Genomic DNA, 25491 nt, shown 5'->3' on the forward strand with positions numbered 1-25491 from the left:
GAACGTAGTGGCTCGCAAGGGTTTAGGCCAGAAACCGCTCGGCATATGGCGCGAAGCGCTCGCGCAGCTCGCCCTCGTCCAGCCCGAACATCTCCCAGGACGTCTCGACACTGCCCAGCCGCCCGCGGCGGTGGCCCGCGAGGTAGCCGCCGAGCGCCGCGCGCGCCTCGTCGGTGAACGGCTCGCCGGCCAGGGCGTAGACCCGCTCGGCCACACCAAGCTCGTCGGCCATGAAGTCGTCGAACCGGACGTCGACCGAGCGGTCGGGCCCGATGGTGTCGCGGTCGCGGATGAGCGCGGTGAGCATCTGATCGAGGCGGTCGATCCAGGAGTTGGCGATGTGCCGCACCGGCACCGGCGAGCGATGCATACGGGCGGAGTAGGTGATCATCGCGATCATCGACAGCGCCACGGGCACGGGGTCGCGGTGAGTGAACACCACGATGCTGTCGGGAAACACCCGGTCCAGGACGGGCACCTGCTCGAGATGCTGGGGCGATTTGAGCAGCCAGCGCCGTCCGCCGCGCAAATACTGCATCGCCCGGAGTTGGGTGGCCAGGTACTCGTAGTGCGGCGTCTGATCGTGGGCCTGGTAGTAGTCGCGCCAGCGGGGCACCTCGGCGAGCGTCTCGAGCAGCATCGTGGACAGGTCATTGGCCAACAATTGGATTTCTTCGTGGACATGGTCGGTGGTCATCTCGTGCATGAGCGGGAAATGCGGCATCACCATGTTGATCACCCCGACCGCGACGTCCATCCGGGTTCGCCGCGGATCCGGTTCGACGCCAACCTCGTTCGGCATCGGGAAGGGCTCGTTGCTTTCCCAGTAGGGCATGGTGCGGAAGGTGGACGGCGCGGCCAGCAAGTTGTGCAGATGGGTGGTGCCGGTGCGGGGCAGCCCGGCGATGACCACCGGCGAACGCAGTTCGATGTCATTGATCTCGGGATGGCGCGTCAGCAGCTCGGTCAACAGCAGCCGGTTTTTGAGGACTTGCAGCAGTTGCCCGTAGAAGTTCACCACGCCGGCGTCGTGCAGTCCGTCGATCTCGCGCAGCGCGGCGAGGTAGACCTCGAGGCGTTCGCGGTAATCGTCCGGCCCGAAATCGTGCAGTCCGGTATCGGCGCTGGCCCTGGCGTGCAGCGCGCGGGCATCGAGCGGGCACTGCGGAGCCATCGCGGCCATCATGTCCAGAATCTGCTGACCCTCGGCGGTGAATCGGGGACAAGCGAGGTCGTCAAGGCGAACGGTCACGGCGACTTATGTTACTCTGAGTTCCGTAATGGTAGTGGATTTTGGCAGACCCCGTGACCCCCGGATCGACGCCGCGGTGCTGCGCGCGACCGTTGAACTGCTGGGCGAAACCGGTTACCCGGGCCTGTTGGTTTCCGCCATCGCCGAACGCGCCGGGACCAGCAAGCCCGCCATCTATCGCCGCTGGCCCAGCAAGGCACACCTGGTGCACGAGGCCGTGTTTCCGATCGGCGCCGGCACCGTCATCCCCGACACCGGATCAACTCACCAAGACCTGTACGAAATGGTCAGCCGCGCAATGGCTTTCCTCACGACGCCGGCCGCCAGGGCGGCGCTGCCCGGGCTGATCGGCGAGATGGCCGCCGACCCGACGCTGCATTCGGCGCTGCTGGAGCGCTTCGCCGTCATCATCGGCGGCGGTCTCGCCGGCTGGCTCTCGGCGGCCGCGGCCCGCGGCGAGGTGCGGACGGACGTGACCGCCGCCGAACTGGCCGAGACCATTGCCGGCGTCACGCTGGTAGCACTGCTCACCCATGCCACCGAACTCGATGACGCCTGGGTCGATCGCACCACCAGATTGCTCCTGAAAGGAATCAGCGCATGACGTACCAATCGACGGACGCATGGCACGATCTACTGAAAACCCTTGGCGAGCTCGGCCACTCGTTCCTCGAGGGTGACCGTGCCGTGACCGACGACCGGCACGTCGCCGACGGCCACCGCATGCTGGCGGCCACCCTGGGCGTGGCCCTGGACACCTACCTCTTCCCCGAACCGGGACGGCCACAGTTCGTCGCGGTGAACACACCCTTCCGTCGCGACCGCCGCTGGGGTGGGGACAACACCGACGCCTACTACTTCATCTGCCCAATCGATCCAAGCCGCCGCTACCGCATCACCGGGAACAAGGGTGACAGCGTGTACTTTTCGGTGACGGCCTACAACGAGCCGTCGCCGGGCGCCTGGTCGGATCGGGTCGTCGCGATCGTCCGCGATACCGATCTCGATCTGGACGCGGAAGGCAACTTCGCTTTCGATTTTCCCGCCACGCCCGACGCGGCCGTGCTGATGACCCGCGACTACCAGGCCGATCCGCTGACCGGCCGTCCGGTGACGTGGCACATCGAGGCGCTCGACGAGCCCGAGGCGATCCGGCACGGCGACGCCGAGACCGCGGCGAGCCTGCGGGCCGCCGCCACCTGGTTGCGCACCATGTTCGCCATCGTGCCGCTGACGGTGGGGAACCGGGTTGACGAGCAGCACGCCCTGGGGCACGAAACCGCGCATGGCGCAAACGCATTCGCCGAGCCCTATCAGGTGCCGGATGCCAACTTCGGCTGGTCGGCGCGCGACGCCTGTTACGCCTACGGCAGTTTCGTGCTCGACGAGGACGAGGCGCTGGTCATCACACACCGGCCGCCCTCGTGCAGGTTCTGGAATTTAGTGGTGTGGAACCAGTTCATGGCGACCTTCGGCGCGCGAGATGCACGGTGCTCGCTGAACGGCCACAGCGCCGTCGTCAACAGCGACGGCTCGGTGACGGTCGTGTTGTCCGCCGCCAACACCGCACACCCGAATTCGCTTACCACTTTGGGGTATCCGCGGGGCAATCTGGCGTTTCGATGGTTCCTTGCCGACGGCGTACCGCAGCGGCCGGAGGTGAAACTCGTCAAGGCGGCCGACGCCCCCACCGAGGTGAGCTGAGTTTCGGCGGTGTCGACCCGCGTCGTTTCTGATCACCGCCCTCGTGATCGCCACCGCAGCGGGTTGACCTCTTGTTCTTTGGTTTCGGGCTGCTGAGATCTGCGCATTAGGGTCGGAGGACGGGGCTGCCCCAGGCAAAGTGCGCCGCGCTGATGGACGCACGCTGGCCCGGATTGGGCGGCCGAGAATTGTCGTACCCCCCTGCGATGATGATGTCATGTCCCCGACCGCGACTGCAGCCAGCGTCGAAGCGTCCCCTACGGAACGTCTCGAGGTGCTCTTCGAGGAGTTGGCGGAGTTGGCCGGTCAGCGCAATGCGATTGATGGCCGCATTGTGGAGATCGTGGCCGAGATCGATCGCGATGAGCTGTGCGGGATGACCGGGGCGCGGTCGGTGCCGGCGTTGGTTGCCTGGAAGCTGGGTTGGTCATCGGCCAATGCGCACACGATCACCACCATCGCGGGCCGGCTGCAAGAGTTTCCGCGCTGCGCCCAAGGAATGCGGGAGGGCCGGCTGTCGCTGGACCAGGTTGGGGTGATTGCGGCGCGGGCTGGGCAGGGTTCTGATGAGCATTACGCAGAGCTTGCGTCGGTTGCGACGGTTAACCAGCTGCGTACCGCGGTCAAGCTGGAGCCGCGACCCGAACCCGAGCCTCGGCCCGCGCTGGAGCGGTCGATCACCTCGACCTCCAGCGAGCAGGGCAGCTGCTATCGAATCACCCTGGGCCACCTGGACGCGGCGAAGTTCGACGCGGCCCTGGCGTCGCATCGGGATGCGCTGATCGCCGAGTGGAAGCGTGACCATGGCGGCTCCGCATCAGATACCGCACCCCCGATGCCGGGCAGTGTTGAGGCGTTCATGCGCCTGGTGGAGGCGGGCTGGGACGCCGAGGCGACCCGCCGCCCGCACGGGCAGCACACCACGGTGGTGGTGCATCTCGACGTCGCCGAGCGCGCGGCCGCACTGCATCTGGGTGCGCTGCTCACCGATGTCGATCGCCGATACCTGACCTGTGATGCCACCGGTGAAGTGTGGTTCGAACGTGACGGTCAGGTCGTCGGGGCCGGGCGGGCGACCCGGCTGATCAGCCGGCGGCTGCGCCGTGCCCTGGAGCATCGCGACCGGATGTGCGTGGTTCCCGGCTGTGGGGCCACCCGGGGTCTGCACGCCCATCACATCCGGCACTGGGAAGACGGCGGCCCCACCGAGTTGGACAACCTGGTGCTGGTCTGCCCCTATCACCACCGGGCCCACCACCGGGGCCTGATCGCCATTACCGGATCCCCGGACGCCCTCGTCGTCACCGATGACGCCGGGCGACCGCTTCGCCCGGGATCGCTGGCGCGCCCACCGACCCAACTCCCACCCGCGGTGCCACCCTGCCCAGGACCCACCGGCGAACGCGCCGACTGGTGGTGGTACGAACCCTTTCAGGCGCAGCCACCACCAACAACCAACTAGATTGTTTGCTGAAACATATGCGCACACAGGGAGTTTCGCTGGATTAGCCGCCGCTATCAAGGTGGTGCGGATTGGTGCGCAAGCGCCCTTTGCCGCTAGGTATTCCGGACCAGCTCGATCGCCCGGCCCAAGGTCTCCAGCTTGGCGTCCAGCGTGTCGCCCGCGGGATACAGTCGCACGGTGTTGACGCCGGCATCGCGCCACACCGCAAGGCGCGCCGAAACCATCTCCTCGGTGCCGATGAGCGTGGTGGCCAGTACCATCTCGTCGGTCACCAAGTCCGCTGCCCCGTCCCGGTCCCCGCGCTGCCAGCGTTCACGCACCTCGGCTGCAACGTCGGCCCAGCCCTGCCGGCTGTAGGCCCGGTTGTAGAAATTGGTGTTCGACGATCCCATGCCACCGAGGCTGAAGGCCAGTTCCTTTTTGCGGCCCGCGACCATGTCGCGCAACTCGTCTTCGTCTGCGGCAAAGGCGACTTCGCCGCCCTGACAGATGTCGATATCGGCGCGAGTGCGGTGCGCGGCGGCCAGCCCGTCATCGAGGTGGGAAAAGTAGGCATCGCCGGCGCCTTCGGGAACAAAGCTGGTACCCAGCCAACCGTCGGCGACCCGTCCGGTCAACCGCAGCATTGCCGGCGACAACGCGGCCAGATACACCGGGATGGCGTGCTCGGCGCGGGTCGCCAGCCGCATCGGCACCGCCTCACCCCCGGGCCGGGGAATCTGGAATTCGCTTCCCGCGTAAGAGATCTTCCCGCCCGCGAACACCTGCCGCACGACGTCGATCGTTTCCGACATCCGTGCCAGCGGTCGGCTGAACGAGGCGCCGTGCAGGCCCTCGATCACCTGCGGCCCCGAGGCACCCAGGCCGAGCAGAAACCGCCCGTTCGACAGATTGGACAGCGTGATCGCCGTCTGGGCGAGCAGGACGGGTGACCGGGTGCCGACCTGCAGGACGCCGGAACCCAGCAACATCCGCTCGGTGCACGCCGCCAGATAGCCCAGCGCCGACGGCGCGTCCGCGCCCCACGCCTCGGCAACCCAGCAGATGTCCAGCCCCAGTTTCTCCGCCTCGACGACCAGCGTCCGGACCTCAGCGACCTCGCTGCCGGCGCCGGACAGCTCGACCGTCGTGGCCGTGCGCATCAATGCACTCCGTGTTCGGCCAACCGTTTGATCGCCGCCAGGGTCTTTCCGATCGCGCCCTCGAACTCGCGCAGCCGCACGAACACAATCTTCTGTTCCTTATCGGGCATCGACTCGATAGCCACCGACAGGCCCGAGCGACCGGGGCCCATCTGCATCCAGTAGCTCAGCGTGGTTCCGCCGTCTCGCGGCGCCAGCCGGAATCGCCAGGTTGCCGCAGGCTCGCTGGGTTCGCCGACGGCCCAGGCGAATTCGCGCGGCCGATCGCAGGCAACGATCTGCGAGGTGCTGCTCCACTGCCCGAACGCGTCATGCTCGTTGTGTCCGATGAAGCGCGCGCCGACCCGCGGGCCTTCCGATCCGTCGGCCCATTCCACGGCCTTCAGCTCGCTGCTGAACGCGGGCATCAGCGCGATATCGGAGACCAGGCCCCAGACCCGGGCCGGGTCGGCGTCGATCCACGTCGAGGCTTCCACTGTCGGGGTGTCCGCGTAGCGCGCGCCGGTCCATTCCACGGACCTCATTGTCCCCCTGTCCCGGCGGGAGGCAATGCCGGGGCCGCGCGGATTTACGCGGCGACCCGCTCGGGCTCCGGGGACTTCTCGGCGCCGGCTTTCTGCACCCACGAGTCGGGAAAGGTCAACCGGACGATCTTGCGGACGACGGTGCCGAACTGGCGCAGCAGCGGGCCGCGGTTGTACGGGATGCCGTAGCGTTCGCAGATCTCCTGAACCTCCGACGCGATCTCGGAGTAACGACGGGCCGGCATGTCGGGGAACAGGTGGTGCTCGATCTGGTGTGACAGGTTGCCGGACAACAGGTGGAAAAGCTTGCCGCCGGTCAGGTTCGCCGAACCCAGGACCTGGCGGAAGTACCACATGCCGCGTGACTCGTCCTTGGTCTCTTCGATGGTGAATTCCTGCGTCCCGTCCGGGAAGTGGCCGCAGAAGATGATCATGTACGACCACACGTTGCGCATCAGGTTGGCGGTGAGGTTACCGGTGAAGACGAACGGCGCGACGGGCCCGGCCAGCAGCGGGAAGGCGACATAGTCCTTGAGGGTCTGCCGACGAGTCTTGCGCCAGATGGCGCGCAGGACCTCACGCTTGTCCTCGAGGCGGATCTCACCGGAGCGAATGCGCTCGGTTTCCAGTTCGTGCAGGGCGACGCCGTACTGGAACAACACCATCAGCAGGAACGCGTAGACCGGGTTGCCAAGGAAGTACGGCTGCCACCGCTGGTCTTCGCTCATCCGCAAAATTCCGTAGCCGATGTCGCGGTCCATCCCGACGATGTTGGTGTGGGTGTGGTGCATGTAGTTGTGCGAGTGCCGCCATTGATCCGCTGGGCATGCCGTGTCCCACTCGAAGGTGCGACCGGAGATCGCCGGATCGCGCATCCAGTCGTACTGGCCATGCATGATGTTGTGGCCGATCTCCATGTTGTCCAGGATCTTCGACAGGCCCAGCATCGTGGTGCCTGCCAGCCATGCCGGCGGCAGGAATCCGGCGAGCAACAGCGCCCGGCCACCGACCTCCAGCGCCCGCTGCGCCTTGATGACGCGGCGGATGTAGTCGGCGTCCTGTTCGCCGAGTTCTGCCATCACGCGTTCCTTGATGGCGTCGAGTTCACGGCCGAAAGCGTCGGCCTGTTCTCGGGTCAGGGTGATTTTGTCGTTCGACATTGCTTGTCCTCCAAGCGTTCTGTTGGCTGTGATGGTTCGTCGTTACAGCGACAGGTCCACGTCACCGACCGGAACGGACACGCAGATCTGCACGTCCTCATCGGGAGCGGTCGAGACCGCGCCGGTGACCAGGTTGCGCACGGTGCCGGCGGTTTTGCGCCGCGTGCAGGTGTGACAGATGCCCATTCGGCACCCGTTTTCGGGAGACAGGCCCGCCGATTCGGCTTGTTCCAGCAGCGGTCGTCCATCGTCGACGACGTCAACTCCGCTGTCGGAGAATGTGACTCGTCCGCCCGACGGATTCGCCGGCGCATCGAGCACCGGCGGCACGAAGCTCTCGGTGTATACGTTGTCGCAGTGCGATTGGACGGCCTCGACCAGAGGCGTTGGCCCGCAGACGAATACCGCATCGGGTGCGGGCATCGCGGCGGCCAGGTGCTCGGGGCCGAAGCGCCCGGCGAGGTCGCCGTCGTCCGATCGGGTGTAGCCGTGCAGCACCCGCACCGATCCCATCGCCGCCAGCTCGTCGCGGTAGCACGCCTCGGCGGGTGTGCGGGCGTAGTGGATGAAGGCGATCTCGCCCGGATGTCCCTGCGCGACCAGGGTGCGTGCCATCGACAGCACGGGTGTGATGCCGCTGCCTCCGGAGACGAAGAGGATGCGTTGCGGGCTTTGCGGTCCGCGTGCCGGCAACGTGAAGTCGCCACCGGTGCCGGTCAGACCGACCACCATGCCGCGGTGGGCGTGTTCGTACAGATAGTTCGACACCAGGCCACCCTCGTGTCGACCGATGGTCAACTCGAGGCCGGCCGTTCCTTCGGCATTGGCGGGCGAATAGCAGCGGGTGTGCCGGCGACCGTCGATCTCGACGGTGAGGTTGACGTACTGGCCCGCCTTGAGGGTGTGTGCGGACAAGAAGGCGTCGTTGGGGGTGAGGGTCAGGGTGACACTGCGCGGTGTGGTCCGGCGCACATCGGTCACCTTGGCGCGGGCTTCGCCCAGCGTCCAGGTCGGCGCCACCAGCTCGGTATAGCGGTCGACGCCATGCGGACCGGTCAGCAGGTCTAAGAGCTCGGAACCCAACACGCGCTGCCGAAGGGTCCGCGCGAGGACTCGGCCAGAAGTTTGAGCGGTTTGAGTGAACATATGTACACCGTGCGACTGCAACGGCTATGCAGTCAAGGGTTTAATGCCTGGCTGTGGTAGGGTTCACACAGTGAACAGCCGTACTCCTAGCTCACGCGGGCGCGGCTCTGGTCGCGAGCGGACGCGCGAAAGCCAGTCACGTGAGGAGCGCAAGGAGGCAACCCGCCGGGCCATCATCGCCGCGGCGCTCAAGCTGTTGCAGGACCGCAGCTTCTCCAGCCTGAGCCTGCGCGAGGTGACCCGCGAGGTCGGGATCGTGCCGGCAGCGTTCTACCGGCATTTCGAATCGATGGAGGCCCTCGGCCTGGTCCTGATCGACGAGTCCTTCCGCAGCTTGCGCGACACCTTGCGCGACGCGCGTGCCGGCAAGCTCGACCCGAACAGGGTGATCGAGTCCTCCGTCGAGATTTTGGTCGCCAGCGTCGCCGACAGGCGCGAACACTGGCGACTCATCGGCCGGGAACGCAACAGTGGCCTGTCCGTGCTGCGGTACGCCATTCGCACCGAGATCCGGCTGATCACGTCCGAACTGGCCACTGACCTGGCGCGATTCCCCGGGCTCAACAAGTGGACCACGGAGGATCTCAACGTGCTGGCGACCCTGTTCGTCAACGCCATGATCGTGATCGCCGAGGCCATCGAGGATTCCCAGAGCGTCGAGGCCACCGAAGACATCCGGCGGCTCGCCGTCAAACAGTTGCGCATGATCGCGACCGGCATCGCCGGCTGGAAGAGCATGCCTTGACGCGTCGGCTGCAGTAAACAGCCGAGCACTGACTTACTCGTCGACGACCGTGTATAGCGAGTCGCCATCCTCGGGGGTGCCATCGATCTGCCCTCGATGGGCGCGCCGGGGTTGGTCGTCGATCGGCTCGATGGCATCCGGAACGTCGGGCTCCTCGGCCGCCAGCCGGGCGTCGAGCGATTCACCCTCGCGTTCTTCCCTGGCCGTCATCCCGAACCGGTCGGCCTCGCTCCAGCCGTCCGGCGGGTCGACGACGATGTCGCCGTCGTCGTTGCGCACTTCGTCCGAATCGGTACCTTCGCTCGGGTTCAATGTGTCACCCGGGCCGCCCTCCTCGGGAAAGTCCGCGGGATCTACCAGATCGGCCTGAGGGTTATCGCTCATGTCCGAACGGTTGCCCGCCGCATCGGGGGGTTAAACGCGGGCAACGCGCGATTCCATCGAGCCGCTAGCGCGGCGTGCGCCACATGGCCCACAGGCTCGGGCCGCCGTCCGGCAGCACGATCTCACGGGTGACCGCAAAACCGAATCGCTGGTAGTACGGCACATTTTCGGGCTTACTCGACTCGAGATAGGCCGGACAGTATTCGGCGTCGCAGCGGTCCAGCCGCGACCTCATCAACGCCTGACCGAATCCTTTGCCGCGGACGGCCGGGTCACTGCCGATCACGGCCAGATACCAGTGCGGTTCTTCGGGGTGCACGCTCTTCATCAACTCCTGTACCGCGCGCCCGCGCATCGAGCGCAGGCCGAATACCCGGAGAAATGTCGGCGTCATCGCCAGCTGCCCAGCGGATGTCTCCTGCCACTGGCCGGGCGGATCCCACAGCGCCGCCGCGCCGATACCCGCGTCCGCGTCGGCGACCTCCACGCCCCCGCGGGCCAGGTGGTGGTGGCGCGTCATCGTCGCGAACAACCGGGACAGGTGCGCGATCCGCTTGTCCTGATCGGGAATGAGCCAGATCATCACCGGGTCGTCGAAGAAGGCGCGCGCCAGCGTGCGGGAGAGCTTACGGACGTCGCCCTTGACTGCCGGTCGGGCCTGCGGGGTCACCCGCATCAGGCTAGTGCGTGTGAGCCCCGGCGGGACGGGTATGCCGACCCGGTGACCGGCATCTCGCGGCGAGTATTCGGGCGGATGACGGCCGGTGCGGGAATGCTCGGGGCCGTCGGGCTCACCCACGCATGCGCGAAGCCGGCCGGCGAGCACGGCAAGTCCAGCGGCCCGCCGCCGCAAGGCAAGGGCGTGGGATTCGTGCTCTCCCACGAGCAGTTCCGCACCGATCGACTGGTGGCACAGGCTCAGGCGGCCGAACAGGCCGGCTTTCAATACGTGTGGGCCAGCGACCACATCCAGCCATGGCAGGACAACGAAGGCCACGCCATGTTTCCCTGGCTGACGCTGGCGCTGGTCGGCAACGCCACCAGCCGTGTTTCGTTCGGCACCGGGGTGACCTGTCCCACCTACCGCTACCACCCGGCCACCGTCGCCCAGGCCTTCGCTTCCTTGGCGATCCTCAACCCGGGCAGGGTGTTTCTTGGAGTGGGCACCGGCGAGCGGCTCAACGAACAGGCCACCACCAACACCTACGGCAACTACGCCGAGCGTCACGACCGGCTGGCCGAAGCGATCGACCTGATCCGCCAACTGTGGAGTGGCTCGCGAATCTCCTTCTCTGGACGCTATTTCCAGACGAATTCGCTGAAGCTTTACGATGTCCCGGCCACGCCTCCACAAATCTTCGTAGCCGGCGCCGGACCGAAGAGCGCGAAGCTCGCCGGCCAGCGTGGTGACGGCTGGATCACCCAGGCCGGCGATGTCACGAACCCAAAACTGTTGGCGGCCTTCGCTACCGGCGCGCAAGACGCTGGCCGTGATGCCGCCACGCTGGGCAAGCGCGCCGAACTGTTCGCGGTCGTCGGCGACAACGCCGAGGCGACCCGCGCCGCCACGCTGTGGCGTTTCACGGCTGGGGCAGTGGATCAGCCCAATCCCGTCGAGATCCAGCGCGCGGCCGATTCCAACCCCATCGACAAGGTGTTGGCCGGCTGGACCGTCGGCACCGACCCGGCCCGGCACATCGACGCAGTGCAGCGGGTTCTCGATGCCGGTGCAATCCCCTTCCTGCACTTTCCGCAAGACGATCCCGTCGTCGCCATCGAGTTCTACCGCACCAACGTCTTGCCGAAGTTGCGCTGAACGGACCTCGTCCCGCTACCGTTTCGGCACCGTCACCCCGGGTATCCGCACGCAACTTCGCGTAACAGCTCCGACTGGAAGGCATGGCATGGACGCAATCACTTTTCTTCGCCAAGACCATAAGAGCGTGCTTGGTTTGTTGGAAACGCTCGACGGCGCGCCGTCGGGCTCCGGTGCGCAGGCAAGCGGCCTGGAAACCATGGTGAACAACCTCATCATCGCCGAGTCGCAGCACGAAGCGATTGAGGAACAGTTCTTTTGGCCCGCGGTACGCGACGCGATCGGTGACGGACTGGTCGACAAGGCGCTCGAGCAGGAACAGGCCGGAAAGAAGTTGCTGCAGCGCCTCGAGGACGGTCAGCCGGGCGAGCCGGACTACCACGAAGCGTTGCAGGAATTCGTCAAGGCGGCCCGGGAACACATCGCCTACGAACAGAACGAGGTGTGGCCTCAGGTCGAAACCGTGCTCAGCCGTGAGGATCTGGAGAAGATCGGCGCGAAGTTGGAAGCCGGGAAGAAGATCGCCCCGACCCGACCGCATCCCGGGACCCCGCCGAATCCCGCGGTGCTGAAGACGATGGGTATGGGTGCGGCGGTGGTCGACCACGTGCGCGACACGGTAACCGGTCGGGGCCAGGACAACCCGCCAGATCCCCAGATGCACTGATACCGGTTTTAAGGCCGGGCACCGATTTTAGGCGCCCGGCCCCTTCCGGCCCCAATTACCTTGTGGGAACGTACTATTCGTGCAATTACCCTGTCGGAACGTGCTGTTCGTGGGTGAACGGCTTCTCGGCGTTGACAGCCGGTGAGCCCTGCGGGTTCTCCGCGGCTCCGGTGTTCTTGCGAGTGGTGCCGCCCAGCCACTGCTCTTCGGGCTTTTCGACGTACTCCCATTCCGTACCCTCGGGCCAGGGACCCTGCCCTTGGTTCCAGGGACCGCGAATGGACTCGCCGCCGCCGTTGGACATGTTGAACGCCACGTTCTGGAAGCGCGGGTCGCCGGGCAGCTGTCCGGGCGGGAAGTTGACCGGAAGCTCATTGAGCGCCGCAGTGAACTGCTGATAGTGCGCCACCTCACGGGTCATCAGGAACGTCAAGGTGTCCTGCACGCCCGGGTCGTCGGTGAACTGCTTGAGGTATTCGTAGACGATCTTGGCGCGCGATTCCGCCGCGACGTTGTTGCGCAGGTCCACGGTCGGATCGCCGTTGGCATCGATGTAGGCGCCGGTCCAGTTGTTTCCTCCGGAGTCCTTGACGTCCGGCCCACCACCACTGAGCACCAGAAACAGCGGGTTGACCGCCACCGAGTGGATTAGGCCGTCCCGGCCACCGCCGTTGGACGCCACGGCCGGCATCCAGTCGCATTTCTCATTGGCGATCTTGAGGTTGTCGTTGAGCCCGTCGAGCAACATGGTGATCATCGACCCGACCATCTCCAGGTGGCTCAGCTCCTCGGTCGCGATGTCCATGAACAGGTCATACATCTTGGGGTTCTTCTGCCGCAGGACAAAGGCCTGCGTGAAGTACTGCATCGCCGCGGTGAGTTCGCCGTTGGCGCCGCCGAACTGCTCCATCAGCAACGACGCGAAGCGTGGATCGGGTCGGTCGACGCGAACCTCGAATTGAAGATCTTTGTTGTGCACAAACACTGGGCCTCCCTAAGGGTCGAGATCGGGTTGTCGACGCCGGATACCCGGGGCCTTTGGCCCCAAACTCGGCAGACAGCAGCTTGCTGACGCGCCCGACGGTTCGGCGCCGCGGCAGACGGCGGGGGTGACGCAGCGGGGCTCATCGTGCACAATCCGGTCCCATGGAGCCTTTAGACGCCACCTCTCGGCACGAGCTAGCAACGCGCATGGCGGAGCTGTCCCGGGAGATAGCTGCGCCGCGCTCGCTCAACCGGGTTTTGGCCGACGTGACCACCGCGGCGGTGGAGCTGATACCCGCGGCGGACCTCGCGGGAGTGTTGCTCGTGAAGGGGGGCGGCGATTTCGAATCGCTCGCCGACACCGACAGCCTGGTCGCCAAGCTCGACAAGCTGCAGCACGACTTCGGCGAGGGCCCCTGTCACGACGCCGCGCTGAAGCAAACGATCGTGCGCTCCGACGACCTCCGCGAGGAACCTCGCTGGCCCCAATACGCCCCGGCGGCCGTGGAACATGGCGTGCTGAGCAGCCTCTCGTTCAAGCTGTACACCGCGGAACGCACCGCCGGCGCGCTCAACCTGTTCAGTTTTCGGCCCGGCGTGTGGGACACCGAAGCCGAGACCATCGGATCGGTGTTCGCCGCGCATGCCGCCTCGGCGATCATGGCCTCGCGGCATGGACAGCAGATGCAATCGGCCCTGTCCACGCGAGACCGCATCGGCCAGGCCAAGGGCATCATCATGGAGCGCTATGGAATCGACGACGTGCGCGCCTTCGAGTTGCTGCGCAGGCTTTCTCAGGAGAGCCAGACCAAGCTCATCGACGTCGCCCAGCGCGTGATTGACACCCGCGGCAACGACTGATCCCCGCTGCCGCGCTCTAGGATGAAGTGGCTTCATCTACGAGTCCGGCACGACGTTGCGCCGGGGATTGGTTGGCCACGGTGTGGGACTTCGAAACAGACCCCGAGTATCAGGCAAAGCTGGACTGGGTCGAAAAATTCATGACCGACGAGCTGGAACCGCTCGACCTGGTCGCGCTCGACCCGTATGACAAGAAGAACCCCGAGATGATGGCCATCCTGCGGCCCCTGCAGCAGCAGGTGAAAGACCAGGGTCTGTGGGCCGCCCACCTGCGTCCCGAGCTCGGTGGTCAGGGCTTCGGCCAGGTCAAGCTCGCGCTGCTGAACGAAATCCTCGGTCGTTCCCGTTGGGCGCCTTCGGTGTTCGGCTGCCAGGCGCCGGATTCCGGCAACGCCGAGATCCTCGCGCTGTTCGGCACCGACGAGCAGAAGGCCCGCTACCTGCAGCCGCTGCTGGACGGCGAGATCACCTCGTGCTACTCGATGACCGAACCACAGGGTGGTTCGGACCCGGGGATGTTCGTGACGAGCGCGGTCCGCGACGGCGACGACTGGGTCATCAACGGCGAAAAGTGGTTTTCCAGCAACGCCAAGCACGCGTCGTTCTTCATCGTCATGGCGGTGACCAAGCCCGACGCACGCACGTACGACAAGATGTCGCTCTTCATCGTCCCGGGCGAGACCCCGGGCATCGAGATCATCCGAAACGTCGCAGTGGGCGGCGAGTCGGGCAGGCACGGCTCACATGGCTACGTCCGCTACCACGACGTCCGGGTGCCGGCCGATCACGTGCTGGGTGGCGAAGGTGGCGCGTTCATGATCGCGCAGACCCGCCTCGGCGGCGGCCGCATCCACCACGCGATGCGTACGATCGCACTGGCACGCAAGGCTTTTGACATGATGTGCGAACGCGCTGTGTCACGCAAGACCAGGCATGGCCACCTATCCGACTTCCAGATGACGCAGGAGAAGATCGCCGACAGCTGGATTCAGATCGAGCAATTCCGGCTGCTGGTGTTGCGCACCGCGTGGCTGATCGACAAGCACCACGACTATCAGAAGGTGCGCCGCGACATCGCGGCGGTGAAAGTCGCCATGCCCCAGGTACTGCACGACGTCGCGCAACGCGCGCTGCACCTGCATGGCGCGCTCGGCGTCTCCGACGAGATGCCGTTCGTCAAGATGCTGGTGGCCGCCGAGTCGCTGGGCATCGCCGACGGCGCGACCGAGCTGCACAAGATGACGGTGGCCCGCCGGACCCTGCGTGAATACGAGCCGGTGACAACGCCTTTCCCTTCCGCGCATATCCCGACTCGGCGCGCCGAAGCGCAGGCGCGACTGGCCGAGCGGCTCGAACACGCGGTCGCCGAGTTCTGACGGCGCCGCCGGGGTCAGGCGACGAAACGAACCACGCTCTCGGCCACACATGCCGGCTTGGCCGAGCCCTCGATCTCGACGGTGGTGGAGATGGTGGCCTGCACGGCGCCGTTGCCCACGTCGTCGACGCTGACCAACGAGCTCTGCGCGCGCACCCGTGAGCCGACCGGTACGGGGGCGGGAAAGCGAACCTTGTTGAGGCCGTAGTTGATTGCGAGCTTTATGCCATTGACGGTGTAGATCTGGTGCTGCAGCTGCGGCAGCAACGCCAGAGTCATGAAACCGTGGGCGATGGTCTTGCCGAACGGACCTGACGCGGCCCGCTCCGGGTCGACGTGGATCCACTGATGATCACCGGTCGCGTCGGCGAACAGGTTGACGTCTTCCTGGGTGATGGTGACCCAGTCGCTGTGCCCGAGGGCTTCACCCGCGGCGGCGGCAAGTTCGGCGACTGATTCGAAGGTGCGCATACGGTGTCCTCCTTGGTTTCGGCTGCTAACAATAGCGCCGCGCTTCGGTGCCCCGGCCATCCGGCCGATGCGCCGCACGCGGGCGCGTTTCGGGAGAGCGGTCCGGGGAATCCCCCGGGGGACGCCGCACGGAGAGAAAAGGAAGCCACCATGCCAGATCGCAAGGGCCACAAAGCCGAGGCAGACGTGGACGCTGAGACGCATCAGACTCAGTCCCGCGCCGCCGCGGGCGAGGAAGACGGCTCCTATGTGGGGGCTGCCGGTTCGGACGACTCGTTTGATGCCGGTGAGTCGGGCGCCGAAGCCCGCAGCCAAGACAGCTAGCCCCCGCGGTCTGCGTCAACCCCCTTATCAGAGCGCGCCGATGGCCGCTTGCAGCTTGGCGGTGGCCTGATCGGCAACGTCCTGCAAACCCGCCCGATCGCCGGTCACCTCGACCATGAGCTGGGGATCCATCGCTTCGACCAGAACCGCATCGCCATTGCCGGCGGGGTCAGACCGCACCACCACATTGCACGGCAATAACTGGCCGATCGGGCGGTGGATGCCCAGCGCGCGGTGCGCGAGCGTCGGGTTGCAGGCGCCCAGGATGAGATAGTCCTCCATATCCTCGCCGAGCTTGTGCTTCAGCGTTGCTTTCACGTCGATCGTGGTGAGCACGCCAAATCCCTGGTCCGCCAGCGCTTTTGTGGTCCGCTCCACCGCATGCCCTCCTCAATCATCGTTCGGCCGATCCGCCGCGGGGCGCGGCCGTTGCAGCTGGGCGAATTGCGGAGTCGCTGCCAAAGTCGCAACCGCGTCGAACAGGGCGGTGGTGGTCGCGGCATCCGGGAGCCCGGTCAGCACCGGCCCGAAGAAAGTGTGGTCGCCGATCCGCAGGATCGGGCTACCCCCGGTTTCGCCCAGCGCGCGTTGCCCCGCCTGATGTTGATCCCGCACCACGTCATCCATGGACGCGTCCGACACCGCCGCCGCCATGGCGCCCCGGGCGCCCACCGTCATCAAGACCTGCGCGACGAGGTGGGCACTGACGGGTTCTGAGCGGTCGAAGTATCGCTCGCCGAAGGCGAAATACGCGGCGGCCCATCCCGCGGCGCCGTGCTCGCGCCCGAGGGCGGCCATCAGCCGGCCGATCTGCCGCGAATCACGCATCTCGGCCTGCTGCGGCGGCGGCAGCTCGTGTCCCTCGTTGAGAATCGCCAGGCTCATCAACTGCCAATCGATCACCAATCCGGTCCGCTCGGCGACGGCACGCAGCCAGCGTGCGGTGTTCCACGAGAACGGACACACCGGGTCCAGCCACAGGGTCACCGTCGGTTCGGTTCGATCACTTTCAGCGGTAGACATCGACCGTCCCCTTCCTCGACAGCCCGGGCCGTCAGGCCAGACTCAAAAACAGCTTTTCCAGTTCGTCGACGGAAACGGCCGGCTGATCCTCGGTTTGCGCGATGCAGTCACGCAGGCCGGAGGCGATGATCTTGAAGCCGGCGCGATCCAGGGCCTTCGATACCGCGGCCAACTGGGTGACGACGTCTTTACAGTTGCGGCCCTGCTCGATCATCGAGATGACGCCGCCCAGCTGACCGTGCGCCCGCCGCAACCGGGTGAGAACGGCATCCATGTCGCCGGAATGTTGCCCGACGGCACCTGCGTTGCGCGGTCCGCTGCCATTGCCTTCGATTGCCATGCCCATTTATACCATACCCCGTAGGGTATACGGGCCGCGGGCGCCGAAGGTGTCCGGGCCGCGCCCGCCCCCGGGTGACGCAAGATGGAGCCGTGAGGCTGCTGCTGATCGCCGACACCCACATCCCCAAGCGCGCCCGTGACCTGCCCGCAGCGGTATGGGACGAGGTGGCCGCGGCCGACGTCGTCGTCCACGCCGGCGACTGGATCGCACCGGAGTTCCTCGACGAACTCGGGGCCCGGGCGTCCAGACTGCTGGCCTGCTGGGGAAACAACGACGGCCCGGCATTGCGGGCGCGGCTGCCCGAACGTGCGGACGCGACGTTGGCGGGCGTGCGATTCACCGTCGTGCACGAGACCGGCGCCGCGGCCGGTCGAGACGCCCGGATGTCACGGCTCTACCCCGACAGCGACGTGCTCGTGTTCGGGCATAGCCACATCCCGTGGGACACCACCACCGAAACGGGGATGCGCCTGCTCAATCCCGGCTCCCCGACGGACCGCCGGCGACAACCGTTCTGCACCTATATGACCGCGCGCGTGGATGACGGCGCGCTGACCGACGTCCTGCTGCATCGTCTGCCCAGGTAATGGGTACATAAGCCACACATAGCTTCCACACATAGATAGCTCGACTACAGAGGTATTCTGGGTGCATATGAGATCGCGCACTGATGTGGCCGGCGAGCTGTTCGGTGTGGTCGGTAGGTTTCGCCGGCAACTCCGCAGATCGGCCGGTCGCGGCTTCGATTCGTCGCGGCTATCCGAGTCGCAGTCGGAGCTGTTGTGGCTCGTCGGGCGCCGGCCGGGCATCTCGGTCAGCGCCGCCGCCGCCGAGCTCGGGCTGGTGCCCAACACCGCGTCGACCCTGGTCACCAAGCTGGTGTCCGGGGGCCTGCTGCTGCGAACGGCCGGAGATACCGACCGCCGAGTGTGCCAACTCCGGCTCGCCGAGCCCGCCCAGCAGATCGTCGACGCGTCCCGTGCCACCCGGCGGGCGTTGCTGTCCAAGGTGATCGACGAACTCGACGACGACGAAATTGAGTCTTTGACAAAGGGATTGGAGGTCCTCGACACGATGACCCGAAAACTGCGGGAGCTGCGATCATGAGCGGATCGCTGCCGATGGCGGTCGACGGCCGGAACCTGACCTACCGCTATGGTCAGTTCACCGCCGTCGACGATGTGACGTTGCAGGTACGGCCCGGCGAGACCATGGGCCTGCTGGGGCCCAACGGCGCCGGCAAAACCACCATGGTCCGGATGCTGACCACACTGACCCCGGTGCAGCACGGCGAACTGCGCATCTTCGGAATGGATGCACGCCGCCAAACCACCGACATCAGAAGCAATATCGGCTATGTGCCACAACAGCTTTCGATCGAGCCGGCGCTGACCGGCCGACAGAATGTGCAGTGGTTCGCGCGATTGTACGGCGTGCCCCGCAACCAGCGCGCCGACCGAGTCGATCAGGCGCTGGTCGCCATGGATCTCATCGACGTGGCCGACCGGCTGGCGTCGTCGTACTCCGGCGGCATGGTGCGCCGCCTCGAGGTGGCGCAGGCGCTGGTCAACCGGCCGTCGCTGCTGGTGCTCGACGAGCCGACGGTCGGGCTGGATCCCATTGCGCGTGACGGCGTGTGGACACAGGTGCAGAAGATGCAGGCGGAGTTCGGCATGACCGTGCTGCTGACCACCCATTACATGGAGGAAGCCGACGCGCTGTGCGACCGGGTCGCCCTGATGCACCGCGGTCAGTTGCGGGCCGTCGGCACCCCCGACAAGTTGAAGGCCCGGGTGTCGCCGAACGCCACGCTCGAAGATGTGTTCCGGCACTATGCGGCATCGGGTCTGGACGCGGATGAGGATTCGTCGGAAGCCAACGGGTCCTTCCGCGAAATCCGTTCCAGCAGAAAGGTGGCGCGCCGTGTCGGTTGAGTTCGCCGCAACGGGAGCTTTAATTCGCGCCCCGCGTGGCTGGCAACGAATCGGCGCGTTGTCCAGTCGCATCGGCGCGTTCGCGATCGTCGAGCTGCAAAAGCTGCAACACGACCGGACCGAGCTGGTCACCCGGATGGTGCAGCCCGCACTGTGGCTGTTGATCTTTGGCACCACGTTCAGTCACCTACATGTCATCCCCACCGGATCGGTGTCGTATCTGGCTTTCCTGGCGCCGGGGATCATCGCCCAATCCGCTCTGTTCATCTCCATTTTCTATGGGATACAGATCATTTGGGACCGGGACGCCGGGGTGCTGGCCAAACTCATGGTGACGCCGGCCCCGGCGTCGGCGCTGATCACCGGAAAGGCGTTCGCCGCCGGGGTCCGTTCGGTGGCCCAAGTGGTCGGTGTGCTGGCGCTGGCGTACCTGATGGGCGTGGGCCTGACGGTCAATCCGCTGCGCATCGTTGCGGCGATGGCCATCGTCATGCTCGGCGCGGCGTTCTTCGCCTGCCTGTCGATGACGCTGGCCGGCCTGGTGCGCAGCCGCGACCGCCTGATGGGAATCGGCCAGGCCATCACCATGCCGCTGTTCTTCGCGTCCAACGCGCTGTATCCGGTCGACGTGATGCCGGCGTGGCTGCACGTGTTGAGCAAGGTCAACCCGCTCAGTTACGAGGTGAACGCGCTGCGGGCGCTGCTGATCGGCACCCCCTTCAACCCCGTGGACATCGTGGTGCTGGTGGTGGCCGCCGTCCTCGGAATCGTCACGGCGTCAACACTTTTGCGGCGCCTGGTCGCCTGATGCACTAGCGCACGTGCTATCGCATCGCAAGATGGGCGTATGGTTCCGAGAGCCGATCGTGACCCGACTGTGACGATTTCCGGGCGAGGCCCAATCGTTAGCTAACCGCGATCTGTCCTCCCGGCCGCGACAACCGAATTCGGCCCTCTCACTGTGTTTCACTCCCCGAGAACAGATTCGACCGCACCATGCGGCAGATGAAAGTTGGGATGGGTAGAGAGCTATGTCGTTCTTCGAAAAGTTGCGTGGCGCAGCGGCTACCATGCCGCGCCGACTGGCGATCGCGGCCATGGGGGCCTCCCTGCTGTCCGGTCTCGCCGTGGCCTCCGGCGGCTCCCCCGTCGCGGGAGCCTTCTCCAAGGCAGGGCTTCCGGTGGAATACCTCGAGGTGCCCTCGCCGTCGATGGGCCGCAACATCAAGGTCCAGTTCCAGGGCGGCGGATCGCACGCCGTGTACCTGCTCGACGGCCTGCGGGCGCAGGACGATTACAACGGCTGGGACATCAACACCCCCGCCTTCGAGGAGTTCTACCAATCCGGGCTGTCGGTGATCATGCCGGTCGGCGGCCAGTCCAGCTTCTACAGCAACTGGTACCAACCGTCCTCGGGTAACGGGCAGAACTACACCTACAAGTGGGAGACGTTCCTGACCCAGGAAATGCCCCTGTGGATGCAGTCCAACAAGCAGGTTTCGCCCGCCGGCAACGCGGCGGTGGGGCTGTCGATGTCGGGCGGCTCCGCACTGATCCTGGCGGCCTACTACCCGCAGCAATTCCCGTACGCCGCCGCGCTGTCGGGCTTCCTCAACCCGTCCGAGGGCTGGTGGCCCACCCTGATCGGGCTGGCGATGAACGATGCAGGCGGCTACAACGCCAACAGCATGTGGGGGCCGTCCAGTGACCCCGCGTGGAAGCGCAACGACCCGATGGTCCAGATTCCGCGGCTGGTCGCCAACAACACCCGCATCTGGGTCTACTGCGGTAACGGCACCCCCAGCGACCTCGGTGGCGACAACATGCCGGCGAAGTTCCTGGAGGGCATGACGCTGCGTACCAACCAGCAGTTCCAGAACAACTATGTGGCCGCGGGCGGACGCAACGGGGTGTTCAACTTCCCGGCGAACGGGACGCACTCCTGGCCGTACTGGAACCAGCAGTTGGTCGCGATGAAGCCCGATATCCTGCAAACCCTCAACACCGTCAACGCCGCGGCGGCCCCCCCGCCCGCCGCCAACCCACCGGCGGCCTGAGGCAAAAGCCAGCATCGGCAGTAGCGCACCGGTCAGCGCTACTGCCGATGCTCCTTTTTTTCACGCCTCGTCGAGCAGGGCCCGGCGATCGGAGTGGAAATACGTGTAGCCGGTGGTCAGCGCGCACACGACGGTGGCCACCACCAGCATCCAGGTCCCGTTGACCAGCGTGCTGATGAAGCCGCCCACCGCTGCGCCCACCGCGAAGCTGGCGAACAGCAGGAAGTAGCCCAGCCAGTCCCCCGCCGATCCGCCGGCGATGTGGCGCTCGATACCCTGGCCCATCTTTACCAGCGTGCCGGTCACATAGCTCAGCGGGACCGACACCTCGCCGTCCTTGACGAACGACGTATTCAGAGCGCCAATTCCGAAGGTCAGCAACATGATTGGCGCAAAGTCGAGCAGGTTTTCTTCCCAGCCTTCGTCGATGACGTCGACCACGGTGGCCGCCGCCAGGCTGAAAGTCGTCAGCACCGTCGGGCCGTGCGGGTGCGCCACCCAGAAATGCCGTCGGCAGACCGAGGCAACCACCACGCCCGCCACGAAGCAGACGATCAGCACCCCCGCTGTGGCCGACAGCAGCACGTCACCGCGGAAGTACCCGAGCACCGCGCGCTGCGCATTGCCGGTCATGAAAGTCACGAAGTAGCCGGCGGAGTGGGTGAAGGCGGTAGCCCCCAGCACGCCCGCGAGCGCCGCCAGCACCCACGACAACCGCGACTCGCTGTTGAATATGTCACTTGGCACACCGCACATGCTTTCAGACAGGCACGGGTGCGAGGCCGGCCCCATGGCGGCCGGTGCGGGCGACAGCTAGGCGGCGGTGAGACGAGCGATGGAACGCAACGGAATCGGCAGCCAGCCCGGTCGGTGCCGCGCTTCGTATCCCGCCTCATAGACCGCCTTGTCGAGCTCGTAGGCGGCCAGCAGTTGCGCCGAATCGCGCGGATCGATGCCGGACGCGGCCGCGTACCCGTCGCAGAACGCCGTCCGGTTGCGCTCCACCCACTCGCGGGCGCGGGCCGCCAGTTGCTTGTCGTCGCCATGGTCGACCAGCGGTCCGTAGGCGGCGTATTCGAACGACCTCAGCACGCCGGCCACGTCGCGCAGCGGCGAATCGGGCGCGCGGCGCTCCTGGAGCGGTTGTCCCGGTTCGCCCTCGAAATCGATGAGCAGCCAGCGCTCCGGCGTGCGGAGCACCTGGCCCAGGTGCAGATCGCCGTGCACCCGCTGCACGGTGATCGTCTCGGTGGCCAACTTCTGGAAGCGTTCTTCGATGGTCGCCGCGTACTCCTTGAGCTCGGGCACCAGGGCCACGGTCGCGGTCAGCCGCGACAGCACGTTGTCCACCGGGAAGACGGTTTGCGAGGTCCCGAGGGTCTCGGCCAGGGTGGCGTGCACCGACGCCACGGCCTCGCCCAGGCGGTAGGACTCACCGGCGAAGTCGCCGCCGACCTCGTACGCGTACAGGTCGCCTTCGGCGAACAAGTCACGGACGCTGGCGGTGGCCATCGCCCAACCTTCGGCGGAGTTGGCGGCGAATTCGGTCACCATGCCCAGCGGCCACGCCGCGTCGGCGCTGCCGTCGGAGCCGGCCATCTCGTAGGTCCCCAGCAGGCGCGCGACGTGCGGGTTGCCGGCCCGCCCGAGCACCCGGTTCAGCTCGATGTCGGGGTTGATGCCGCTGCTGACCCGGCGGAACACCTTGAAGATGGCGTCCCGGTCGAAGATGACGCTGGTGTTGGACTGCTCGGCGTCGGACACGTGCGCCATCGCCTCCAGCGGCAGCACCGCGTCCGGTTCCTTGGCGAAGTTCACCTCGGCGCCCGACGCGCCGCGGCGCGAGGCGTTCGAGTCGATCAGCGAGAGCAGGAACCGCGGCGCATCGGCGTCGTACATCGCGTCGAAACCGGTGCGGTCGTCGGCGGCGCCGATGGTCGCGACGCTGCTGTATTCGGAGACCGGGCCGACATCCCACCGCACGATCACCTGGTATTGGTGCCGGGACCCGTCGGCGTAATCGGCGTCGACGAGCACCAGGTCGAGGCCGTCGTCGAGCGGAACGACCACGCTCGCCTCGGCGCTGGACAGTTCGCGGTTGCGTCCGGCGTACCAACGTTGCTGCGGAAGCCACTCAGACCAAGGCAGCTTGGCCGGCTGAGTCATTTTGCGCCACTCCTCTTCATCGCTTCGCTCTGCATCGTCGGCGGCGCGGTCATTTTGCGCCACTCCTCTTCATCGCTTCGCTCTGCATCGTCACGGCGCGGGTGGAGATCATGAGTCCTCCTGGCATCCGGTCAGCTGGAACCAGTAGAACCCGTGTCCCGGCAGCGTGAGCAGGTAGGGCAGGTGACCGATCCGGGGGAACTCCACCTGCCCGGTCAGCTCAACCGGCGTGCACCCGCTCCAATGCTGCAGATTCAGTTCGATCGGCTGGGGGAAGCGCGACAGGTTGTTGACGCACAACACGGTGTCGCCGTCGTCGGACACCTGCCGCACGAAGGCCAGCACGGACGGGTTCGAACCGCCCAGCTCTTCGAAGGTCCCGATCGCGAAGGCCTCGTGACGGCGCCGCACGGCCAGCATCGTCCGGGTGAAGTTGAGCAGCGACGTGGAGGTGTCGCGTTGCGCCTCCACGTTGACCGCCTGATAGCCGTAGACCGAGTCCTGGCTTGGCGGCAGATACAACCGGCCGGGGTTGGCCTTGGAGAACCCGGCGTTGCGGTCCGGCGTCCACTGCATCGGGGTGCGCACCCCGTCGCGGTCACCCAGCCAGATCACGTCGCCCATGCCGATCTCGTCACCGTAATACAGCACCGGCGAGCCGGGCAGCGACAACAGCAGCGCGGTGAACAGCTCGATCTGGTTGCGGTCGTTATCCAGCAGCGGCGCCAACCGGCGGCGAATGCCGACGTTGGCCTTCATCCGCGGATCCTTCGCGTACTCGGAGTACATATAGTCACGCTCTTCGTCGGTGACCATCTCGAGCGTCAACTCGTCGTGGTTACGCAGGAAGATCCCCCACTGCGCCATCTCGGGGATCTCGGGCGTCTGGGCCAGGATCTCCGAAATCGGGAAGCGGGATTCCCGGCGAACGGCCATGAAGATGCGCGGCATCAGCGGGAAATGAAACGCCATGTGGCATTCGTCACCGCCGGTGGTGGCGTCGCCGAAGTACTCGACGACGTCGGCCGGCCACTGGTTGGCCTCGGCCAGCAGCACCCGCCCGGGGAACTCGTCGTCGATGACCTTGCGGACCCGCTTGAGGAACGCGTGCGTCTCGGGCAGGTTCTCGCAGTTGGTGCCCTCCCGTTCGAAGAGGTAGGGCACCGCGTCCAGCCGGAATCCGTCGATACCCAGCCCAAGCCAGAACCGGAGCACATCGATCATGGCTTCCTGCACGGCAGGGTTGTCGTAGTTGAGGTCCGGCTGGTGGGAGAAGAACCGGTGCCAGTAGAACTGCTTGCGCACCGGGTCGAAGGTCCAGTTCGACTCCTCGGTGTCGATGAAGATGATCCGCGCGTCGCTGTACTTCTCGGCGGTGTCGCTCCACACGTAGAAGTCGCCGTATGGGCCGTCCGGGTCGTGCCGCGATTCCTGAAACCAGGGGTGTGAATCCGAAGTGTGATTCATCACCAGGTCGGTGATGACCCGGATCCCCCGCTCGTGCGCGGCGTTGAGCAGCGCGACGAAATCCTCGACCGTGCCGAATTCGGGCAGCACCTTGTAGAAGTCCCGGATGTCATACCCGCCGTCGCGCAGGGGCGAATCGTAGAAGGGCGGCAGCCAGATGCAGTCGATGCCCAGCCACTGCAGGTAGTCGAGGCGCCCCAACAGACCGCGCAGGTCACCGGCGCCGTCGGCGTTGTCATCGAAAAACGCCCGCACCAGCACCTCATAGAACACCGCGTGCTTGAACCAGGTCGGGTCCGTGGGTAGCGCGGCGGCGTTGTTGAAGTCCTCGGCCTCGGGGTGCTCCACCACGCCGTCCTGGACGTGGCTGCCACCCTCGGGATGGTGCTCGACAGCTTCTCTTGCGTCGTTCATCAAATCCACGATGCCACGGATACCCTGGGTGCGACTTTCGGAATCACACCCCCACGTTTACGACGAA

The 25491-nt window shown here is 66.1% G+C and carries 29 protein-coding genes; 14 read left to right on the forward strand and 15 right to left on the reverse strand.

Annotation, left to right across the window (positions count from 1 at the left end; all coding sequences use genetic code 11):
- Nucleotides 1-22 precede the first annotated feature (22 nt).
- Nucleotides 23-1252, reverse strand: coding sequence for a sulfotransferase family protein (locus tag ACIUM1_RS13510; protein WP_406813196.1), 1230 nt, complete (start codon nucleotides 1250-1252; stop codon nucleotides 23-25).
- Nucleotides 1253-1280: 28 nt separating this feature from the next.
- Here ACIUM1_RS13510 and ACIUM1_RS13515 point away from each other — a divergent pair, with 28 nt between their 5' ends.
- The 3 genes from ACIUM1_RS13515 to ACIUM1_RS13525 all read left to right on the forward strand — a co-directional run bounded on the left by ACIUM1_RS13515 (nucleotide 1281) and on the right by ACIUM1_RS13525 (nucleotide 4418).
- The gene (locus ACIUM1_RS13515; RefSeq protein WP_406813197.1) at nucleotides 1281-1856 is read left to right on the forward strand and encodes a TetR/AcrR family transcriptional regulator; all 576 of its coding nucleotides are present in this window, start codon (nucleotides 1281-1283) and stop codon (nucleotides 1854-1856) included.
- Entirely contained in the window at nucleotides 1853-2956 is a 1104-nt protein-coding gene (locus tag ACIUM1_RS13520) for a DUF1214 domain-containing protein (RefSeq protein WP_406813198.1), read from the forward strand. The genes ACIUM1_RS13515 and ACIUM1_RS13520 overlap by 4 nt, the downstream gene beginning before the upstream one ends.
- Nucleotides 2957-3173: 217 nt before the next feature.
- A complete protein-coding gene (locus tag ACIUM1_RS13525; RefSeq protein ID WP_406813199.1) occupies nucleotides 3174-4418 on the forward strand; it encodes an HNH endonuclease signature motif containing protein in 1245 nt (414 codons plus the stop codon).
- 95 nt (nucleotides 4419-4513) lie between these two features.
- On the opposite strand, the gene ACIUM1_RS13530 is transcribed toward ACIUM1_RS13525, so the two are convergent.
- The 4 genes from ACIUM1_RS13530 to ACIUM1_RS13545 are packed head-to-tail and all read right to left on the reverse strand — an operon-like array spanning nucleotide 4514 to nucleotide 8393.
- Entirely contained in the window at nucleotides 4514-5563 is a 1050-nt protein-coding gene (locus tag ACIUM1_RS13530) for an LLM class flavin-dependent oxidoreductase (protein WP_406813200.1), read from the reverse strand.
- Nucleotides 5563-6087, reverse strand: a complete 525-nt coding sequence (locus ACIUM1_RS13535; RefSeq protein ID WP_406813201.1) for an SRPBCC family protein — start codon at nucleotides 6085-6087, stop codon at nucleotides 5563-5565. The genes ACIUM1_RS13530 and ACIUM1_RS13535 overlap by 1 nt, the downstream gene beginning before the upstream one ends.
- Before the next feature lie 44 nt (nucleotides 6088-6131).
- Nucleotides 6132-7247 (reverse strand): fatty acid desaturase family protein, encoded by a 1116-nt coding sequence (locus tag ACIUM1_RS13540; RefSeq protein WP_406813202.1) that lies wholly within the window; start codon nucleotides 7245-7247, stop codon nucleotides 6132-6134.
- Between the two features lie 42 nt (nucleotides 7248-7289).
- Complete coding sequence (locus ACIUM1_RS13545) at nucleotides 7290-8393, reverse strand: ferredoxin reductase (RefSeq protein ID WP_406813203.1); 1104 nt, start codon at nucleotides 8391-8393, stop codon at nucleotides 7290-7292.
- A 43-nt stretch (nucleotides 8394-8436) separates the two neighbouring features.
- Between ACIUM1_RS13545 and ACIUM1_RS13550 the strand changes: the two genes are divergently transcribed.
- The gene (locus ACIUM1_RS13550; RefSeq protein ID WP_406813204.1) at nucleotides 8437-9138 is read left to right on the forward strand and encodes a TetR family transcriptional regulator; all 702 of its coding nucleotides are present in this window, start codon (nucleotides 8437-8439) and stop codon (nucleotides 9136-9138) included.
- A gap of 33 nt (nucleotides 9139-9171) precedes the next feature.
- Here ACIUM1_RS13550 and ACIUM1_RS13555 read toward each other — a convergent pair whose 3' ends face one another.
- Both ACIUM1_RS13555 and ACIUM1_RS13560 read right to left on the reverse strand, forming a co-directional pair.
- Nucleotides 9172-9522: a hypothetical protein gene (locus ACIUM1_RS13555; RefSeq protein ID WP_406813205.1), complete on the reverse strand. Its 351-nt coding sequence runs from the start codon at nucleotides 9520-9522 to the stop codon at nucleotides 9172-9174.
- Between the two features lie 64 nt (nucleotides 9523-9586).
- Entirely contained in the window at nucleotides 9587-10192 is a 606-nt protein-coding gene (locus tag ACIUM1_RS13560) for a GNAT family N-acetyltransferase (protein WP_406813206.1), read from the reverse strand.
- 51 nt (nucleotides 10193-10243) lie between these two features.
- Between ACIUM1_RS13560 and ACIUM1_RS13565 the strand changes: the two genes are divergently transcribed.
- Nucleotides 10244-11338, forward strand: coding sequence for a F420-dependent hydroxymycolic acid dehydrogenase (locus ACIUM1_RS13565; RefSeq protein WP_406813207.1), 1095 nt, complete (start codon nucleotides 10244-10246; stop codon nucleotides 11336-11338).
- A gap of 88 nt (nucleotides 11339-11426) precedes the next feature.
- A complete protein-coding gene (locus ACIUM1_RS13570; RefSeq protein ID WP_406813208.1) occupies nucleotides 11427-12005 on the forward strand; it encodes a hemerythrin domain-containing protein in 579 nt (192 codons plus the stop codon).
- An 85-nt stretch (nucleotides 12006-12090) separates the two neighbouring features.
- Here ACIUM1_RS13570 and ACIUM1_RS13575 read toward each other — a convergent pair whose 3' ends face one another.
- Nucleotides 12091-12990: a manganese catalase family protein gene (locus ACIUM1_RS13575; protein ID WP_406813209.1), complete on the reverse strand. Its 900-nt coding sequence runs from the start codon at nucleotides 12988-12990 to the stop codon at nucleotides 12091-12093.
- Between the two features lie 161 nt (nucleotides 12991-13151).
- On the opposite strand from ACIUM1_RS13575, the gene ACIUM1_RS13580 reads away from it, so the two are divergent.
- The gene (locus ACIUM1_RS13580; RefSeq protein ID WP_406813210.1) at nucleotides 13152-13850 is read left to right on the forward strand and encodes a GAF and ANTAR domain-containing protein; all 699 of its coding nucleotides are present in this window, start codon (nucleotides 13152-13154) and stop codon (nucleotides 13848-13850) included.
- A gap of 80 nt (nucleotides 13851-13930) precedes the next feature.
- Nucleotides 13931-15226 carry an acyl-CoA dehydrogenase family protein gene (locus ACIUM1_RS13585; protein ID WP_406813211.1) on the forward strand — a complete coding sequence of 432 codons (1296 nt, stop codon included), beginning with the start codon at nucleotides 13931-13933 and terminating at the stop codon, nucleotides 15224-15226.
- Between the two features lie 14 nt (nucleotides 15227-15240).
- Here the strand turns inward: ACIUM1_RS13585 and ACIUM1_RS13590 are convergent, their stop codons facing one another.
- On the reverse strand, nucleotides 15241-15696 hold the full coding sequence (locus ACIUM1_RS13590; RefSeq protein WP_406813212.1) for a MaoC family dehydratase: 456 nt from the start codon (nucleotides 15694-15696) through the stop codon (nucleotides 15241-15243).
- Nucleotides 15697-15846: 150 nt separating this feature from the next.
- On the opposite strand from ACIUM1_RS13590, the gene ACIUM1_RS13595 reads away from it, so the two are divergent.
- Complete coding sequence (locus tag ACIUM1_RS13595; protein WP_406813213.1) at nucleotides 15847-16020, forward strand: hypothetical protein; 174 nt, start codon at nucleotides 15847-15849, stop codon at nucleotides 16018-16020.
- A gap of 27 nt (nucleotides 16021-16047) precedes the next feature.
- Here the strand turns inward: ACIUM1_RS13595 and ACIUM1_RS13600 are convergent, their stop codons facing one another.
- The 3 genes from ACIUM1_RS13600 to ACIUM1_RS13610 are packed head-to-tail and all read right to left on the reverse strand — an operon-like array spanning nucleotide 16048 to nucleotide 17389.
- Nucleotides 16048-16398 (reverse strand): DUF302 domain-containing protein, encoded by a 351-nt coding sequence (locus ACIUM1_RS13600; protein WP_406813214.1) that lies wholly within the window; start codon nucleotides 16396-16398, stop codon nucleotides 16048-16050.
- A gap of 12 nt (nucleotides 16399-16410) precedes the next feature.
- Nucleotides 16411-17043 (reverse strand): DsbA family protein, encoded by a 633-nt coding sequence (locus tag ACIUM1_RS13605; RefSeq protein ID WP_406813215.1) that lies wholly within the window; start codon nucleotides 17041-17043, stop codon nucleotides 16411-16413.
- A 31-nt stretch (nucleotides 17044-17074) separates the two neighbouring features.
- Nucleotides 17075-17389 carry a metal-sensitive transcriptional regulator gene (locus ACIUM1_RS13610; RefSeq protein ID WP_406813216.1) on the reverse strand — a complete coding sequence of 105 codons (315 nt, stop codon included), beginning with the start codon at nucleotides 17387-17389 and terminating at the stop codon, nucleotides 17075-17077.
- An 86-nt stretch (nucleotides 17390-17475) separates the two neighbouring features.
- On the opposite strand from ACIUM1_RS13610, the gene ACIUM1_RS13615 reads away from it, so the two are divergent.
- The 5 genes from ACIUM1_RS13615 to ag85C all read left to right on the forward strand — a co-directional run bounded on the left by ACIUM1_RS13615 (nucleotide 17476) and on the right by ag85C (nucleotide 21377).
- Nucleotides 17476-17973, forward strand: coding sequence for a metallophosphoesterase family protein (locus ACIUM1_RS13615; RefSeq protein WP_406813217.1), 498 nt, complete (start codon nucleotides 17476-17478; stop codon nucleotides 17971-17973).
- A gap of 67 nt (nucleotides 17974-18040) precedes the next feature.
- Nucleotides 18041-18493 carry a MarR family winged helix-turn-helix transcriptional regulator gene (locus ACIUM1_RS13620; protein WP_406813218.1) on the forward strand — a complete coding sequence of 151 codons (453 nt, stop codon included), beginning with the start codon at nucleotides 18041-18043 and terminating at the stop codon, nucleotides 18491-18493.
- Complete coding sequence (locus ACIUM1_RS13625; protein ID WP_406813219.1) at nucleotides 18490-19320, forward strand: ATP-binding cassette domain-containing protein; 831 nt, start codon at nucleotides 18490-18492, stop codon at nucleotides 19318-19320. Before ACIUM1_RS13620 ends, ACIUM1_RS13625 begins: the two co-directional genes overlap by 4 nt.
- Complete coding sequence (locus ACIUM1_RS13630) at nucleotides 19310-20128, forward strand: ABC transporter permease (protein WP_406813220.1); 819 nt, start codon at nucleotides 19310-19312, stop codon at nucleotides 20126-20128. The genes ACIUM1_RS13625 and ACIUM1_RS13630 overlap by 11 nt, the downstream gene beginning before the upstream one ends.
- Before the next feature lie 223 nt (nucleotides 20129-20351).
- Nucleotides 20352-21377, forward strand: a complete 1026-nt coding sequence (gene ag85C / locus ACIUM1_RS13635) for a diacylglycerol acyltransferase/mycolyltransferase Ag85C (RefSeq protein WP_406813221.1) — start codon at nucleotides 20352-20354, stop codon at nucleotides 21375-21377.
- 60 nt (nucleotides 21378-21437) lie between these two features.
- On the opposite strand, the gene ACIUM1_RS13640 is transcribed toward ag85C, so the two are convergent.
- The 3 genes from ACIUM1_RS13640 to treS all read right to left on the reverse strand — a co-directional run bounded on the left by ACIUM1_RS13640 (nucleotide 21438) and on the right by treS (nucleotide 25424).
- Entirely contained in the window at nucleotides 21438-22124 is a 687-nt protein-coding gene (locus ACIUM1_RS13640) for a YoaK family protein (protein ID WP_406813223.1), read from the reverse strand.
- Nucleotides 22125-22190: 66 nt separating this feature from the next.
- A complete protein-coding gene (locus ACIUM1_RS13645; RefSeq protein ID WP_406813224.1) occupies nucleotides 22191-23543 on the reverse strand; it encodes a maltokinase N-terminal cap-like domain-containing protein in 1353 nt (450 codons plus the stop codon).
- Nucleotides 23544-23651: 108 nt separating this feature from the next.
- Complete coding sequence (gene treS, locus ACIUM1_RS13650) at nucleotides 23652-25424, reverse strand: maltose alpha-D-glucosyltransferase (protein ID WP_406813225.1); 1773 nt, start codon at nucleotides 25422-25424, stop codon at nucleotides 23652-23654.
- Nucleotides 25425-25491 lie beyond the last annotated feature (67 nt).

The organism is Mycobacterium sp. M23085 (assembly GCF_045343915.1).
In the GTDB taxonomy this organism is placed as follows: domain Bacteria; phylum Actinomycetota; class Actinomycetes; order Mycobacteriales; family Mycobacteriaceae; genus Mycobacterium.

Coding starts and splice junctions, on each gene's coding strand:
- ACIUM1_RS13515 (WP_406813197.1), top strand. CDS start 1,281: ATGGTAGTGGATTTTGGCAGACCCCGTGACCCCCGGATCGACGCCGCG.
- ACIUM1_RS13520 (WP_406813198.1), top strand. CDS start 1,853: ATGACGTACCAATCGACGGACGCATGGCACGATCTACTGAAAACCCTT.
- ACIUM1_RS13525 (WP_406813199.1), top strand. CDS start 3,174: ATGTCCCCGACCGCGACTGCAGCCAGCGTCGAAGCGTCCCCTACGGAA.
- ACIUM1_RS13530 (WP_406813200.1), bottom strand. CDS start 5,563: ATGCGCACGGCCACGACGGTCGAGCTGTCCGGCGCCGGCAGCGAGGTC.
- ACIUM1_RS13535 (WP_406813201.1), bottom strand. CDS start 6,087: ATGAGGTCCGTGGAATGGACCGGCGCGCGCTACGCGGACACCCCGACA.
- ACIUM1_RS13540 (WP_406813202.1), bottom strand. CDS start 7,247: ATGTCGAACGACAAAATCACCCTGACCCGAGAACAGGCCGACGCTTTC.
- ACIUM1_RS13545 (WP_406813203.1), bottom strand. CDS start 8,393: ATGTTCACTCAAACCGCTCAAACTTCTGGCCGAGTCCTCGCGCGGACC.
- ACIUM1_RS13550 (WP_406813204.1), top strand. CDS start 8,437: ATGCCTGGCTGTGGTAGGGTTCACACAGTGAACAGCCGTACTCCTAGC.
- ACIUM1_RS13555 (WP_406813205.1), bottom strand. CDS start 9,522: ATGAGCGATAACCCTCAGGCCGATCTGGTAGATCCCGCGGACTTTCCC.
- ACIUM1_RS13570 (WP_406813208.1), top strand. CDS start 11,427: ATGGACGCAATCACTTTTCTTCGCCAAGACCATAAGAGCGTGCTTGGT.
- ACIUM1_RS13580 (WP_406813210.1), top strand. CDS start 13,152: ATGGAGCCTTTAGACGCCACCTCTCGGCACGAGCTAGCAACGCGCATG.
- ACIUM1_RS13590 (WP_406813212.1), bottom strand. CDS start 15,696: ATGCGCACCTTCGAATCAGTCGCCGAACTTGCCGCCGCCGCGGGTGAA.
- ACIUM1_RS13595 (WP_406813213.1), top strand. CDS start 15,847: ATGCCAGATCGCAAGGGCCACAAAGCCGAGGCAGACGTGGACGCTGAG.
- ACIUM1_RS13605 (WP_406813215.1), bottom strand. CDS start 17,043: ATGTCTACCGCTGAAAGTGATCGAACCGAACCGACGGTGACCCTGTGG.
- ACIUM1_RS13610 (WP_406813216.1), bottom strand. CDS start 17,389: ATGGGCATGGCAATCGAAGGCAATGGCAGCGGACCGCGCAACGCAGGT.
- ACIUM1_RS13620 (WP_406813218.1), top strand. CDS start 18,041: ATGAGATCGCGCACTGATGTGGCCGGCGAGCTGTTCGGTGTGGTCGGT.
- ACIUM1_RS13625 (WP_406813219.1), top strand. CDS start 18,490: ATGAGCGGATCGCTGCCGATGGCGGTCGACGGCCGGAACCTGACCTAC.
- ag85C (WP_406813221.1), top strand. CDS start 20,352: ATGTCGTTCTTCGAAAAGTTGCGTGGCGCAGCGGCTACCATGCCGCGC.
- ACIUM1_RS13645 (WP_406813224.1), bottom strand. CDS start 23,543: ATGACTCAGCCGGCCAAGCTGCCTTGGTCTGAGTGGCTTCCGCAGCAA.
- treS (WP_406813225.1), bottom strand. CDS start 25,424: ATGAACGACGCAAGAGAAGCTGTCGAGCACCATCCCGAGGGTGGCAGC.